General features: G+C 72.0%; 12 protein-coding genes. 3 read left to right on the forward strand and 9 right to left on the reverse strand.

Going from position 1 to position 14,232, the window contains the following annotated elements; genetic code table 11:
- Positions 1-87: 87 nt before the first annotated feature.
- The 5 genes from ADL12_RS04350 to ADL12_RS55390 all read right to left on the reverse strand — a co-directional run bounded on the left by ADL12_RS04350 (position 88) and on the right by ADL12_RS55390 (position 6,317).
- Positions 88-1,371, reverse strand: coding sequence for a hypothetical protein (locus ADL12_RS04350; RefSeq protein ID WP_062698655.1), 1,284 nt, complete (start codon positions 1,369-1,371; stop codon positions 88-90).
- Positions 1,372-1,394: 23 nt separating this feature from the next.
- Complete coding sequence (locus ADL12_RS04355; protein WP_062698657.1) at positions 1,395-2,870, reverse strand: PepSY domain-containing protein; 1,476 nt, start codon at positions 2,868-2,870, stop codon at positions 1,395-1,397.
- 107 nt (positions 2,871-2,977) lie between these two features.
- Complete coding sequence (locus tag ADL12_RS04360; RefSeq protein ID WP_063806610.1) at positions 2,978-4,075, reverse strand: RNA polymerase sigma factor; 1,098 nt, start codon at positions 4,073-4,075, stop codon at positions 2,978-2,980.
- Between the two features lie 455 nt (positions 4,076-4,530).
- Complete coding sequence (locus ADL12_RS04365; RefSeq protein WP_244187761.1) at positions 4,531-5,940, reverse strand: hypothetical protein; 1,410 nt, start codon at positions 5,938-5,940, stop codon at positions 4,531-4,533.
- Positions 5,937-6,317, reverse strand: coding sequence for a hypothetical protein (locus tag ADL12_RS55390; RefSeq protein WP_062698661.1), 381 nt, complete (start codon positions 6,315-6,317; stop codon positions 5,937-5,939). The genes ADL12_RS04365 and ADL12_RS55390 overlap by 4 nt, the downstream gene beginning before the upstream one ends.
- A gap of 352 nt (positions 6,318-6,669) precedes the next feature.
- Here ADL12_RS55390 and ADL12_RS04375 point away from each other — a divergent pair, with 352 nt between their 5' ends.
- On the forward strand, positions 6,670-8,085 hold the full coding sequence (locus tag ADL12_RS04375) for a hypothetical protein (RefSeq protein WP_062698663.1): 1,416 nt from the start codon (positions 6,670-6,672) through the stop codon (positions 8,083-8,085).
- Between the two features lie 139 nt (positions 8,086-8,224).
- On the opposite strand, the gene ADL12_RS56030 is transcribed toward ADL12_RS04375, so the two are convergent.
- From ADL12_RS56030 to ADL12_RS04390, 4 genes are all read right to left on the reverse strand, one after another.
- Entirely contained in the window at positions 8,225-8,563 is a 339-nt protein-coding gene (locus ADL12_RS56030; protein WP_341846336.1) for an ABC transporter permease subunit, read from the reverse strand.
- Positions 8,467-9,084, reverse strand: a complete 618-nt coding sequence (locus ADL12_RS04380) for a carbohydrate ABC transporter permease (RefSeq protein WP_244187762.1) — start codon at positions 9,082-9,084, stop codon at positions 8,467-8,469. The genes ADL12_RS56030 and ADL12_RS04380 overlap by 97 nt, the downstream gene beginning before the upstream one ends.
- Before the next feature lie 74 nt (positions 9,085-9,158).
- Entirely contained in the window at positions 9,159-9,779 is a 621-nt protein-coding gene (locus tag ADL12_RS04385; protein WP_062698665.1) for an extracellular solute-binding protein, read from the reverse strand.
- Positions 9,780-9,781: 2 nt separating this feature from the next.
- The gene (locus ADL12_RS04390) at positions 9,782-12,154 is read right to left on the reverse strand and encodes an ATP-binding SpoIIE family protein phosphatase (protein WP_062698667.1); all 2,373 of its coding nucleotides are present in this window, start codon (positions 12,152-12,154) and stop codon (positions 9,782-9,784) included.
- 155 nt (positions 12,155-12,309) lie between these two features.
- On the opposite strand from ADL12_RS04390, the gene ADL12_RS04395 reads away from it, so the two are divergent.
- Both ADL12_RS04395 and ADL12_RS04400 read left to right on the forward strand, forming a co-directional pair.
- Complete coding sequence (locus ADL12_RS04395) at positions 12,310-12,711, forward strand: DUF3052 domain-containing protein (RefSeq protein WP_244187763.1); 402 nt, start codon at positions 12,310-12,312, stop codon at positions 12,709-12,711.
- Positions 12,712-13,219: 508 nt separating this feature from the next.
- Positions 13,220-14,232, forward strand: a 1,013-nt coding sequence (locus ADL12_RS04400; protein ID WP_208614470.1) for an AfsR/SARP family transcriptional regulator, incomplete at its 3' end; no start/stop codon positions are given.

The following is a 14,232-nucleotide window of genomic DNA, read 5'->3' on the forward strand; positions in this document are numbered from 1 at the left end:
TGTGGTGGTGACCGGCCGTGGACCGGCACGGAAGCCTCGGCCGAAGCCGCAGGACCGCGCCGCTCCACGGCGTGTTCGGTGTTTGTCTCAGCGGGTGTACTGGTACTGGTGCGCTGAGCAGCCGCCCATCCAGCCCGCGAGGCACTTCGGGTCTTCCAGTGGGTGATCGAAGACCAGTTTCAGGTAATAGGTCCCGTCGGAGTACTGGTCGTAACGGTAGAACTGGTGATTCGGCATCTTGTCGTGGGCGCCGTAGATCCAGTGCGAACCGTTCTGATAGAGGTCCTGCTGGTTGTCGTAGCTGATATCGGCGATCCCGGTGCAGTACGGGTTGCCGACATTGTGCTCGATCACCGTGCGGGCATACCGGCCGTCGTTCTGCAGCGGCCGGATGATGAAACCGTCACCGCCGGCCGTGCGCTGGGAGTCGTAGTAGTACGTGCTCCCCACCTTCCGGTAGCGCTTGGTGGGGCTGATGCCCTTCGACGTCCAGGTCGAGGCGCTGGTCCAGTAGTGGTTGGACGCGGCCTTGGTGCGGTACTTCCCGGTGTCGTAGCCGGTGCTCCGGCCGTCACCGGAGAACCAGGGGGCGTTGTCGTCGGCCGACTCGCAGGGGAAGCCGAAGCTCCAGCTCTCGCCCTGCAGGTAGCTCATGGGGATGTACGTCTCGTACGTCGTACGGGACGTCGTCAGGGTGCGGACGTTCGCGGGCAGTGTGTCGCCGGGCTGGGCGTCGCTCGGGGTCTGTGAGACGTCCGTGGTGGCCGGGGTCACCTCGACGCCGTAGGTGGAGCGGGTGACGGTGTCCGCGGTGATCTCCTCGGCGGGCAGGTCCAGCTCGGCGTCGATCGTGTACTCGGTGGTCTCGCCCAGCGCCGTGTCGGTCGGCACCTGGACGGCGGCGGTCGTGGTGAGGTGCGTGCCGTCGGCCGTGATCTCGTAGTCGGCCGCGTCCGGCAGGGCGCCCCAGCCGAGGGTGGTGCCGGTGGGGGTGGTGACGGCGGTGAGCGGGGTCAGGCCCGAGGCCGCGTCGGGGATGGTGGCCAGCGTCTTGGCGACCAGGCGCGGGCCCTGCTCGGTCAGTGCGACGACGAGGACGGAGACGGAGGTCGGGGCCTGGACGGGGAGCGTGGCGGCGGTCTGCTCGCCGCGCCAGAGCACTTCGTGTGCCCGGTCGTCGATGACGAGGTAGGCGGTGGCGCCGGAGACGGCGGACCAGCTGAGACTGACGCTGTCGTCGGTGACGGAGACGGCCGCCGGGGCCGCCGCTGTGGCGGCGTGCGTCGGCATCGTGCCGCCGAGCAGCAGGCCGGCGGCGAGCATCGACGGGAGGAGGGCCCGGCGCAGGCGCCGGGCGGGGTGGGATCTCATGGTGTCGCTTTTCTCGCTTTCGTTCAGGCCGTGGTGCGGGAGAGGACCTCGCCGGTGCGGGCGTCGATCTCGACTCGGTCCACGTCCGGGACGTGGGCCTCGGACCAGCCCGTCAGGCCACGGTCGAAGGTGACCGTCCAGCGGCCGGCGTTCCAGGTGTCGGCCACCGCTGTGGCGGCCGTGGTGCGGTCGCCGGTCAGCTCGCGGGCCGTGGCCTCGGCCTGCTCGGCGGTCACCGGGAAGGCGGCGCTGTCGGCCGTGCCCCGGGCGGCGGAGAAGTAGACGACCGCGCCGGTGCGCCGGTCCAGCTCCACCGTCACCTCACGGGCGGCGTCCCGGCCGTCGGCGACGGTCCGCCAGCGCAGCAGCCGCACCGCGTCGCCCTCGATGTGGCTGACGGTGTCGTCGGTGACCAGCCGCCAGTCCGGGCCGAAGCCGGGGACGTTGGCCTGCGCGAAGTCCTGGGCGGCGGTACGGGCCTCGGCAGCGGAGAGGGTCATCTCGCCGTCGGTCGACGGGGTGCCCACGGCGTCCAGGACGGTGCCGTCCTGCCGTTGCCGGTACTGGACGCCCTGGGCGGTCGTCACATCCGTCAGCTCGGCGCCGTCCGGGCCGTCGGTGGTGGTGGACGCGGTGGGGGTGAGCTGGCTGAAGGTGGTGAAGGGGAGGGTGGCGAGCGGCTGGCTGTTCAGCGGTTCACCGCTCCCGGCGGGCTTGAGACGGACGCCGGCCGGGTTGCTGACGGCGCCCTGGATCACGTAGTTGTTCCAGCCACCGGCGCTGCCCTCCTTGGCCACCAGGTCGGTACGGGCCCGGGACAGAGCGGTGCCGATCGTCACGCCGGCCTTGGCGTGATAGCCGAAGCGGTCCCAGAAGTAGTTGCCCGAGTAGTTGGTCGAGCCGATCGACGTTCCGGAGGAGGTCGCCGGGAAGTAGACCAGGCCGCTGAAGCTGATGACCGAGTCGACGCCCCGGGACACGGCGGCGTCGTTGAAGTTGCCCCACGAGCCGTTCAGCGAGGTGTAGCAGCCCGCCAGCACCATCAGCCGCATGTCGTCGACCTCGGCGTAAGGGAAGTACTCGGAGACGAAGCGGAGGTTGGCGTACGGGCTGACCACGTCGGCGGCCGTACCGGCGGCCAGGATCTCGTCCTGGGGGTCGGTGGGGCCCTCGTCGGTCTGGAAGATCCCGGCGTTGGCGTGGCCGAACAGGCCGAGGACGGCGGCCCCGGCGCCGTCGTTGAATGTGTTGGTCGCGCTGCGGCCGCCCGTGTGGCCGAGGGTGTCGTAGCCCATCGTGTTCGCGGCGCTGGTGAAGCTGGTGACGCTGTAGCGGCTGTCCAGGCCGTCGTTGTAGCGCTGCCCGATGTTCACGCCGGAGGCGGCCTGGGACGGGGACGACAGCAGGGTCGCCGACGCCGCTCCGGCCAGCGCGAGGGCGAGCCCGCCGCGCAGGGCGCGGGTTGCGCCGCCGCCCCCTCCGTTTCTGCTTCGAGCCACTGAGTGACCTCTCCTTCGCAGCTGTTGCCACTGCTGGTGGCACTGTCAGCCGCTCTACGGGGAGAGGCGGGGCTTGCGTCGCACGGATTCGCGATTTTTTTCGGTGCCTATTCGACGGCCGAGGGAGGGGTGGTGGGAAGGGTGGTGCCGGTGGCCTCGGCGGACGCCGCCTCCCAGGCGCCCAGAAGGTCCGGCTCCGGCAGAGCGGGCCCCGCGACCTGCGGCAGCGTGGGCGTACCCGGCAACGCCGGACCGGTCACCTCCGGCAGCATGGGCGTACCCGGCAACGCCGGGCCGGCCACTTCCGGCAGCCCCGGCGCCCCCGGCAACCCCGTGCCGCCCGGCTCCCCTTGCGTCCCCGGTACCTCCGGGGTGCCCGTCCCGCTGTCGCCCTGACCCGGTAGCGCGCCGCTGCGGGGCAGCCCCGCACCGGGGTCGCCGCCCGGGGCGGCCGGCCCCTTCGGCGCGTCCGGCTCCGGGATCGCCTGTGCCACCGGGCTGCCCGGCACCGGGCGCCCCGGACCGCTCCCCGGCGCGGGGTCGGCCGCACCCGGGGCGAGCAGGGTCAGCCCGGCGAGCGTCAGCGTCACGGCGGCCGTCACCAGCGGCGCCGCTCCGGCCGGTACGCCACCGCCCACCCCGGTCGAACGGCTGCCCCGCCACGGCCACAGCAGGAGGGCCAGGGTCCCGGCCAGCACGCCGCGCAGCGTCTTGCGGGCGCGGGCCAGCAGCGACTGAACCGCCCGGTAGCTGAGCCCCATCCGCTGCGCGATCTGCCCCAGCTCCAGGCCCTGCGCCTGCAGCCCGAGCGCCTCGGCCTGCCGCCCGGGCAGCTCCTCCCGGCCGCGCCGGGAGAGCCAGTGCGCCTCGGCCCGGTCGCACACCCGGTCCTCGACGGTGACGTACCCCGGCAGCCCCCGCGCCGCCTGCCGGTGCACCTCCGTCTCGCGGACGACCTGACGGTGCCGGTCGACGCACAGCCGCATCGTCACCGTGGTCAGCCAGCCGCCGAGCCGTTCGTCATCCAGCTCCGGCCGCTCCATGGCCCGCACCATCGCCTCGTGCACGGCGTCCTCGGCGTCCTCCAGGCTCGCCGACCGCCGCCGGGCCACGCGTAGCAGCGCCTCCCGGTGCCCCCAGATCCGCTGCCACCGATCGGCCCGCTCCCGTTCTCCCGCGGCCCCCGCCTCGCCGTACGTGCTCACCGCCCCGCTCCCTTCCGCCGTGCGTCGGCGGTCGACCGTCGGTACTTCCGCACGGAACCTAACCAACCCGAAGTCGATCAGAAGGGGCGGGGCCCGGTGAGCGCCGTCCGGATGGCGGCGGGCGGCTGAGGCGCTTCTTTCTGAGTGAGCGTCGCTCCTGCGAGAGCCGGACAAGCCTTTGTCCTGGCAGGACAGGACCGGGCGTGATGACCGGGCAGGACGCGTCATGATCTTGCGCACGTAGGCGGACATGCCGCGTTTGCCGGTGCGTGCCTTGAGGGCGGCGATGGTGACTTCGTGGAGGGAGACGGAGACCGGGCGGACAGCGCTCGGCGTCCGTGCGACGGGCGCGCTTGGCAGGAGGCGGGTTCACCGAAGGGCCGCTGGGATCAAGGAACCGATCCCGGCGGCCCTTCGCGCTGTTCTACGGCCTACCGGCTTCGTGCACGGCTACCTCACGGGTTCACCACGATGTGGGACTCGTTGTTGGTGAGATTCGGGTCGAAGGCGCGGACGGGCGGCTCGTAGGCGTCGTTCCAGATGGCCGAGGCGGCGCTGGAGCCGGGGATCACCTCGTTGATGCGGAGGTCGAAGATGAAGCGGTGGGTGGATTCCGCACCGGCCTCGGTCAGATAGATGGGAGAGAAGCAGCGGTAGCGCGGCGCGCCCAGCTGTTCGTCGCGGTAGCCGCCGGAGGCGGTCCGGGCCTCGCAGTTCTCCGGCTTGGCGGTGACCGTGGTCCCGGCAGGGATGTTCACGTCGACCGTCGCGGCCGGGTCACCGGCCGACAGGGAGGCGACCCATGCCGGTCCGTGGTTCCGCACGGTCACCGACGCCTGCACGACCTCGCCCGCGGCGCCGGAGACCTGCGAGCCGGTCAGCCGGTAGTCGGCGGTGTTCGTCGCCCGCACGGAGAGGATCCGGTACGAGTTGGTCTCCTCGTCCGTCGGGGATGCCGGGGAGAGGTTCAGTTCGGCGCCGGTTCCGGAGGTGAAGACCTGCCCGTGGCGCTGATCGGCCAGGGCCTGCTCGGAGTAGGGCTGCACCGAGTAGTCGATGCGGTCGAAGAGAGCGTTGTCCTTGGCGCGGAAGCTGAGCGGAAGCGTCTGGTACGAGCCGGGCGCCGCCTTCTCGTCCAGGACGCAGAGCAGGGTGCGGCCGGTGGAGGCGTCGTTGAACTCGCAGTTGGACGGCACCGGGTCGCGCAGCTTCACCCCGCGGGAGGTGAACAGGGTGAGGAGAGTGCGGTCCGCGGTGCGGTTGCCCTTGTTGGCGAGGGTGACCGGGGCAGCGAAGGCCGCTCCAGGGGCCAGGCCGGTGACGGACGCGGCCTGGGTCAGGCCGAGCGCGGGGCCGTTGCCGACGGCGACCCGGGTCTCGCCCGGCCAGGCCGTCATGCCGCCGGCCTCGGCGGAGTACCGCACGTACCCCTCACTCGCGTCCGGTGCGTCCGCCTTCGCGGTCAGCCCGATCGCGGCGGCCGACGCGTAGCCGCCACCGGGCAGCTCAGGGGTGTCGCAGACGGCGGTGGTAGCCGTCTCGGGACGGCAGTTCGCGGGCCAGTTGACGTCGGCGAACGCGGCGATCTCGGAGACATCGACGGAGAGCGTGCCGGCGGGCACGGTGGTGCTGGTGTTGTCATGGCTGACCAGGATCGTCAGCGTCTGCGGCGGCCCCGCCGAGCCGTCCTCGTACGGGCCGGACAGCGTCATCTCGTAGGGGTCGGAGTAGACCCACAGCATGTCGGACGCGGCCGCTGCGTGCAGCGCGCCGGGACCGAGCACCGCAGCGAAGGCCGCAGTGGAGGCCAGCACGGGCGCGAGCAGCATGCGACCGGTGCGGCGAGAGACGAACATTTTCTTCATGCGGACATGACATCTGTATCAGGCGAAAGGTTGCACGGAGCGAAGTGCAGGTCGAGGGTCTGGTGCGGCGAGGCGAGCAGGCGGGACACATCCCAGCCGAGGCCGGAGAACGCGTTGCCGAGAAGACGCTTCTGCTGTTCCGGGTTGTGGCGGTCGTACGACAACTTGGGCGCGGCGAATCCGAAGAACGCGCCTGCCTGTGTCGGGTCCCGGTGGACGGCGCCGACGGAGGCGAGGCGCCCCGGCGCGTTGTGGCCGACCGAGTCTTTCCCCGGCCAGGTTGTTGGGCAGCTGCCAGGCGCGGCGTAGTGGCCGAGGCGGCTGACATGGTCGTCCGACGTGCAGGACCAGGCATGGGAGTTCGGCCTGCAGCGCATCCTTGACGGCTTGGCCGTACTCATCGATCAGCGCGCGCGGTGACTGCGGCCGATCTGGGCATCACCCGTCACGATCTTGCAGGCCCTCGTAACGCGTAGGTCTCGGGTTCGAATCCCGAAGGCGGCTCCAGTAAAGGCCAGGTCACATAGTCCTTGACCTGGCCTTTTGCGTGCTCCGGGCTTGACGCGTCACATGGTCGACCAAGGCCGGCCCCGTCCTCACCGTTTCCGAGTCAGGCAGGCATCAACTCGTCGCCAACTGCTGTACATCTCAAGGATGTTGACCCGATCCATCCGTACCAGCAGAATAAGCGCCCATTCGTGAGAGCGCTCTCAAGACCGAGGGAGACCCATGACCGGCATGAGCGGCATCACCAGCATGACCGGCAAGCAGGGCCCGGCGCTGCCCCGTCGCACGCTCATCGGTGCAGGTCTGGGTCTCGGTGTCGCGGGCTTCACGGCGGCCGGTGCCGGTGCCGCTCGGGCCGCCGCAGGTGACGCCTCCGCCGCCCCCGCCCAGCGCCGCGCCCGGGCCTTCCTCGCCGCCGCCATGGACGCCTACCCGGAGCACGGCAGCATCCGGCTCACGCAGAGCTACAGCGACCAGGCCGGCCTGTTCAGCACCGCCTTCACGTACGACAACGCCCTCGCGGTCCTTGCCCTCCTGGCCACCCGCACCACCGACGGACGGGCGCGGGCCGTCGTACTCGGGGACGCGCTGCTGTACGCCCAGGAGCATGACCCGGTCCATGCCGACGGGCGGCTTCGGCAGGCCTACAACGTCGGGCCGTACACCTTCTACGACGGCTCGCGGCAGCCGGACGGGTTCGTGCGGGCGGACGGGAGCGCCAACGTCGGGACGCAGTTCGGGTTTACGGGGACGGCCGTGGGTGACATGGCCTGGGCCGGGATCGCGCTCAGTGCGCTCGCGCGGCGGACCGGGGAGCGGCGGTTCCTCTACGGTGCCGTGCGGATCGGGGAGTGGATCGAGCGGAACGGGCGTACCGAGGAACCGCTCGGGGGGTACAAGTTCGGGGTCAACGGGGCCAACGAGAAGCTTCCCTTCACCTCCACCGAGCACAACACCGATCTTGTCTGCCTCTTCGGGCGGCTCGCCCGGCTCACGGGAGACGCGGTGTGGCTGGAGCGGCGTGCTCGTGCCCGGGGCTTTGTCGTGAAGATGTGGGACGTGGACGGTGGCTTCTTCTACACCGGGACCAATGACGGGGTGACGATCAACACCTCGCCCGTCCCCGAGGACACCCAGACCTGGACCCACCTCGCCCTCGACTCCCGTGTCCACGCCCGGTCGTTGGACTGGGCCGCGCGTGAGCTGGCCGTTCTCGACCATGCCGAGCGGCGTAACAGCACGGTGCCGGCGGGGCAGTCGTACGAAGGTGTCACCTTCAGTTCGGCCAGTCTCCTCGCGAACGAGGACGCACCGATCGCCGACTCCCAGCCCAGGCCGGACCGCAACGGTGTGTGGTTCGAGGGGACCGCACATCTCGCGCTGGCCCTGCGGGCGCGGCACGGGCGGGGTGACGAGGCGCAGGCCAGGCGGCTGATCGACTCCATCGAGCGGGCCCAGGATCTGCTCGGGGGCGGGCAGACCGTCGGTGGGCAGGCCCTTCCCGGACGTTCCGGTGTCGTCGCGGCGAGCAGTCCGCTCGACACCGGCTTCGGGTTCGGCTACTACCCGTACCGGCATACGGGGGCGACCGCCTGGTACCTGATGGCGGCGACGCGCTCCAATCCGCTCGGGGTCTGAAGGGGCGGTCGCGCCGGTCCGGCAGGGGACGAGTTGGGCGGAGTTCGACTCCTGGAGCTTCGACTGGACGGCCGAGCAGGGCGGCGGCTCCGCCCACGAAGTCCCCGCCTGGAACGTGGCGTTCGCCTCTCCGGACGGCTCAGCCCGCACACCGCCGACGGCTCAGCCCCCGCACACTGCCCGCGGTGAGCCCGCCGACGATGAAACGTTGGAACAGGGCGAACACGCAGACCACCGGCACGCTGATGAGGGTGGCCGTCGCCATCAGGGCGCCCCAGGCCGTGCCGTGCCGGCCGGTGAAGGCGTTCAGTAGGACGGTGACGGGCTGGACGTCCGGATGCTCGGCCAGGGTGAGGCCGAACAGGAACTCGCTCCAGCCGATCAGGAAGCACAGCCCTGCCGTGGCGACCAGGCTCGGCGCCATGAGGGGCAGGACGACCCGCAGGAGTACGCCGGGCAGCCCGCAGCCGTCGACCAGCGCGGCCTCGCCTCCTCCAACTCCGGCGGGATAGACCGCAGCACGGGGCGCAGCACGATCACCGCGAAGGGGAGGTGAGGGTCGTGTCGGCGGCGATCAGGCCGAGGTAGGTAGGTGTCGTCGAGACCGGCCCGGCGTTCGAGGATGAACAGCGGTGCCGCCAGCACGATGGCGGGCGGGAGTTGGGCGACCAGCAGGGCGAGCACCATCGTGCCCGAGCCGCGCATGCGGACGCGGGCGAGGGCGTGGGCGAGCGGGACGCCGAGCAGGAGCGTGAGGGCCACGACTCCGCTGGAGATCACCACGCTGTTGAGGAGGGCCCGGGTCAGCCCTTCGTAGTCCAGCGCCGTCCGGTAGTTCTCGCCGGTGAGCGGGGCGGGCAGCCACTGCGGGGTCGGGGTGAGGATCCGGTCATGGCGGGTCAGGCTGGTCTTGGCCATCCAGTACACCGGCAGCAGGAACGCCGCGGTGATCAGCACGGCGAACGCCGTGAGCAGCCAGGGGCGTTGGGGATGTTTCACGTGGAACATCCCACCGCGTCCTCGCGGCGCAGTCGTCGTACGTGCGACGACGGCCCAGTCGAAGTCGGCCTCCTTCAGCGTGGGGATCTGCCAGGGACCGTTGATCTGCAGGGCGGCGGCTGGTTAAGAAACCGGGTGTTGACGTCCTGCTGCGTCCAGCCCACGCACTGCTCGGACAGGGAGCCCTTGGCGATCAGGTCGTCCAGGAACGACAGGGCGGTGGCGCCGTCCGTGGCGAAGGTGTCCAGGTCGCCGCCCGCCTGCCACAGGAACGGCAGGAACTGGAAGACGCCCTCCTCCGTCCTGATCGCGCTCAGCGCAAGCCCGAACCGGTCCCCGCTGGTCAGCCGCTCGGCCGCGGAGGCCAGCTCGTCCCAGGTGGTGGGCGGTCGAACGCCGGCGTCCTGGAGCATCCAGATGTTGTAGTAGAGGGCCAGGCAGTCGCTCTGGTTGGGGATGCCCAGGGCCTCGCAGTCGACCTGGCAGCCGTCCCAGGGGCCCTTGTAGTACTGGTCGGCCTGGCCCCACAGCACGTCGTAGCCGTACGGCGTCGCTGCCTCGGCGACGCCGCCGATGAACGCGAGCTGCATCGTGGTGTGGACCCGGCCCCGGCCGGCCGGAGGGTAGAGCAGCCCGAGCGTGTGCGTGGCGCCCCCGGCCGGTGGTGCCGTCGCCTTGCCCGTGCGCTCGGTCATGGTCAGCCGACGGGGAGGGGCTGTTCGGCCCAGATCGTCTTGCCGGTGGGGGTCTGGCGGGTGCCCCAGCCCTGGGTGAGCTGGGCGACCATGTGCAACCCGCGGCCGCCCTCGTCGTACGTCCGGGCCCGGCGCAGATGGGGGGCCGTACTGCTGGCGTCGGACACCTCGCAGATCAGGGTGCGGTCCCGGATCAGACGCAGCCCGATCGGTACGTCGCCGTAGCGGATGGCGTTGGTGACCAGCTCGCTCACCACAAGCTCGGTGACGAACGCCGCCTCCTGAAGGCCCCAGGCGGCGAGCTGCCGGGACGCCTGCGCGCGGGCGTCGGCCACGATCGCGGGATCGGACGGCAGGGCCCAGGCCGCGACCTGGTCGGCGTGCAGGGCGCGGGTGCGGGCCAGCAGGAGGGCCACGTCGTCGGCGGGGCTCTCGGGGAGCAGGGCCTTGAGGATGGCGTCGCAGGTGATCTCCAGCGACGGCACCGGGGAGGCCAGGGCCGCGCAGAGCCGTTCCAGACCGACGCCGACATCGCGCTCGCGGGCGATCAGGCCGTCGGTGTAGAAGGCGAGCAGGCTGCCCTCGGGCAGCTCCAGCTCGGTCGCCTCGAAGGGCAGCCCGCCGACGCCGAGCAGCGGACCGGGCGTGAGGTGGACGACGCTGACCGACCCGTCCGGCAGCAGCACGGCGGGCGGGACATGGCCGGCGCTGGCGAGGGTGCAGATCCGGGAGACCGGGTCGTAGACGGCGTACAGGCAGGTCGCGCCGATCCCACCGGTGTACGGCAGCTCCCGGAGAGTGCCGTCGTCGTCCGAGGTGAGGTGGGTGACCAGGTCGTCGAGGTGGGTGAGCAGCTCGTCCGGAGGCAGGTCCACGTCGGCGAGGGTGCGCACTGCGGTGCGCAGCCGGCCCATGGTGGCGGAGGCGTGGATGCCGTGCCCGACGACATCGCCGACCACCAGGGCGACGCGGGTGCCCGACAGCGGGACGACGTCGAACCAGTCGCCGCCCACGCCGGCGCCGGTGCCGGCGGGCAGATAGCGGTACGCCACCTCGACGGCCGCCTGCTTCGGCAGGTCGCGGGGGAGCAGGCTGCGCTGGAGCGTGAGGGCGTTGGTGCGCTCGCGGGTGTAGCGGCGGGCGTTGTCCACGCCGACGGCGGCCCGGCCCGCGAGCTCCTCGGCGAGGATCAGGTCGTCCTGCTGGAAGGGCGGCGAGCCCTTGCCGCGGACGAAGACCGCGACGCCGAGGGTGATGCCGCGGGCCCGCAGCGGGGCGGCCATGACCGAGTGGAAGCCGTACTCCCGGACACTGGCGGCCCGCGCCTCGTGCTGGGTGACCCACCGGATGAAGTCGGGGTCCCCCTTGCCGCTGAGGACCGGCCGTCCGCTGGTCAGGGAGCGGGCGGGCGGCGAGAACGGGGGATAGGTGTCGATCTCGCCGACGTCGACGGCGGCCTCCGGCACGCCGCCGCCCTCGGCGGCCGACTGGTGGGCGACCCGGCGCAGCACCACGGCGGTGTCGACCGGCCCCTGCACCGGCTCCTCCCCGCGGATCACGGAGTCGAGCAGGTCCACGCTGGCGAAGTCGGCGAGCCGCGGAACGGCCAGATCGGCGAGTTCCTGGGCGGTGCGGGTGACGTTCAGGGTGGTGCCGATGCGGGTGCCCGCCTCGTTCAGCAGGGCCAGCCGCTGCCGGGCGGCGTGCTGCTCGCTGCTGTCGAAGGCGGCGGTGCCGACCCCGGCCACCTCGCCGGACCCGGGGTCGCGCACGGGCCACAGCTCGACGATCCAGGAGCGCTCCCGGGCAGCCGCGGACGGGGCCGGGGCGAACCCCTCGTACCGCATCGGCATGGCCTCCTCGGCGACCCGCCGGACACACCGGAGGAACCCCTCGTCGGAGCGGGCCTCCCCGAGCGGGTCGGCCTCCGCGCCCGCGTTCAGCCGCCACGATCCCGACGCGGCGCTGTAGGTGGACAGGGCGATCGAGGACTGGGCGAAGGCCCACTCCACCATCCGCCGGTCACGCTGGGACGCAGGGGTACCGGTGGTCGCGGTGACGACGAACGCCTGGGGCGCACCGGCGCCGTCCAGGGAGGGCTGGCCGTGCAGGGTCAGTTCGACGCGGTGGCCGTCGCGGTGCCGCAGCGCCGCCGTGCCGCTCCATTCCTGGGAGCCGACCGAGGAGAAGCCGGTCGCGCCCCGATCCACGAGGAGGCCGGCCGCGGCCCGTCCCACGACCTCGGAGGCCCGGTACCCGAGCAGTCGCCGGGCACCCTCGCTCCACCCCGAGACGATGCCCTCCAGACTGATGGTGGCTGTCGCGGCATCCGGTGACCACCCGTAGTGACCACGGTTCTGATCAAAAGTGGTCATTATTGCTCAATTCGCAGTGGTGATGTTACTCACGGTTCCAGCGTGCGCGTTGCGCGAGAATCGGACAAGTCGGATTCCCGTGCATGGACTCCCGCGCCTGAGGACGGTGCGGAGGCGGCGCGGAGATGGCGCGGAGATGGGTGGAGGGGTTCGCCATGGGGTACTCCGGTACGCCGCTCGCCAGGAAGATCGGCATCAAGCCGGGCCACCGGGTCCGCCTCCGTCACGCGCCCGCACGCTGGGACATCCCCGGGCTGCCGGAGGGCTGCGACGTGGCCGAGGGGACCCCGCGGGGCGCGGACGTCGCCGTCGCGTTCTATCGGTCGTACGGAGATCTCGTCGCCGAAGGCCCGGGGCTGGCCGGCGATCTCGCCGACGATGCCATGCTCTGGATCGCCTGGCCCCGGCGGGCGGCAGGCCACGTCAGCGACATCACCGAGAACGCGCTGCGCGACCTCTTCCTCCCACTCGGTGTGGTCGACGTGAAGGTCGCGGCGCTGGGGGAGGACTGGTCGGGCCTGAAGTTCGTAAGGCGCAGGGAGAACCGCGGCGCATGACCTGCCGAGAAGAGGGCTGAGGAAAGAGCCGGGAAGAGGGAGAGGAGGGGGGAGAGGAAGAGGGAGGGGAGGGGGGAGAGGGGGAGAGGGACGTGGGTCCCGGTCGCTCACCTCCGCCGACCGGGACCCACATGAGTCCCCGGATCCGGCCGCGGCGGCGACACTCCCCCGAGTTGCGCGTTGTACGCGCGCGCCGTCGGGCCAGATCCGATGAAGTGATCACATCAGGTCGCGCCAACGGATCGCTAACATGTGGCCAACGGCGCTCCGTTTCGATGCCGTTCGGGTGGCGTGAAGTCGACGGACGGTATCGGGAAACGGCCTGGAAGGGAACGGTTTTCCCGCTGAGGACGTCGAGAAGGGTGGCGGGAAACCGTCGTACAGGGGGCGGATCTCCGCCAGGCGTGGCGTTTTCGCCGCGTCGTGTGGATGTTCGTCGTGGAGCGCGAGTGCGGGTACGAGGGCGGGTGCGCATGCGGGCCCGCCGCGCGGGAAGGCAGTGGGCGGCGTGAAGCGGTGCGGGCTGCGGTTCGGACTGCTGGGGCCGCCGGTTGTGTACGAGGTCGACGGCGGTTCCTGCGACGGCCAGGGCCCTGACGGCCAGGAACTCGAAGTCCCGGCCTCCGACGTGCACGGTTCCGGCGTCCAGGCCTCCGACAGTGACTCGCCGGCCGCGACCGACCGCGCTGTCCGGACCATCCGCAGCCCCAAGGTGCGTGCCCTGCTCGCCGCGCTGCTCCTCGAAGGCGGCCGGGTCGTCTCCGTGGAATCGCTGATGGACGTGCTGTGGGGCGGGGCGCCGCCCGCGTCCGCGCGTGCCTCGCTGCACAACCATGTGGCCCGGCTGCGGCGGCTGCTCGACGACCCCGAACGGCTGCGGGCGGTGCCGCCCGGCTATGTGCTGCGCGTTGACGAGGGCGAGCTGGACGTCGACGTCTTCGTGAGCCGCGTCGCCGCGGCCCGCGCCGCGCATGCCGCGCGGGACTGGGAGCGCACGGTGCGCGAGTGCACGGCAGCGCTCGCGCTGTGGCGGGGCACACCCCTGTCCGGCCTGCCCGCCGAGGTAGGCGGCTACGCCCTAGTGCAGCGCCTGAAGGAGGCGCGGCTGCTGCTCCTGGAGTGGAGCTACGACGCCGAACTGACCGTCGCCGGCCCGCGACTCGACGCCCTCGTACCCGAACTGGCGGCCCTCGCCGCCGAGCACCCCCTGCGGGAGTCCTTCCACCGCCACCTGATGCTCGCCCTGCACCGCACGGGTCGGCGCGCCGAGGCCCTGGCCGTCCACCGCGATCTGCGCACACGCCTGGTCGAGGAGCTCGGAGTGGAGCCGGGGGCGGGGGTGCGGGAAGCGCATGTGGAGGTGTTGCGGGGGGAGGGAGATGTCGGTGGTGCGGGGCGTGGAGCAGGGCCGGGTGCGGGGCCAGGTGCGGCGGGGGGGGGGCGGGGGGGGGGGGGGGGGGGGGGGGGGGGGGGCGGGGGGGGGGGGGGGGGGGGGGGGGGGGGGGGGGGGGGGGGGGGGGG

Origin of the sequence: Streptomyces regalis, from assembly GCF_001509475.1 — a bacterium.
GTDB lineage: Bacteria > Actinomycetota > Actinomycetes > Streptomycetales > Streptomycetaceae > Streptomyces > Streptomyces regalis.

What these genes read in the sequence shown, in the direction of transcription:
- ADL12_RS04350 (WP_062698655.1), bottom strand. Translation starts at nt 1,371, where the DNA reads ATGAGATCCCACCCCGCCCGGCGCCTGCGCCGGGCCCTCCTCCCGTCG.
- ADL12_RS04365 (WP_244187761.1), bottom strand. Translation starts at nt 5,940, where the DNA reads ATGAAGAAAATGTTCGTCTCTCGCCGCACCGGTCGCATGCTGCTCGCG.
- ADL12_RS55390 (WP_062698661.1), bottom strand. Translation starts at nt 6,317, where the DNA reads ATGCGCTGCAGGCCGAACTCCCATGCCTGGTCCTGCACGTCGGACGAC.
- ADL12_RS04375 (WP_062698663.1), top strand. Translation starts at nt 6,670, where the DNA reads ATGACCGGCATGAGCGGCATCACCAGCATGACCGGCAAGCAGGGCCCG.
- ADL12_RS04385 (WP_062698665.1), bottom strand. Translation starts at nt 9,779, where the DNA reads ATGACCGAGCGCACGGGCAAGGCGACGGCACCACCGGCCGGGGGCGCC.
- ADL12_RS04390 (WP_062698667.1), bottom strand. Translation starts at nt 12,154, where the DNA reads ATGACCACTTTTGATCAGAACCGTGGTCACTACGGGTGGTCACCGGAT.
- ADL12_RS04395 (WP_244187763.1), top strand. Translation starts at nt 12,310, where the DNA reads ATGGGGTACTCCGGTACGCCGCTCGCCAGGAAGATCGGCATCAAGCCG.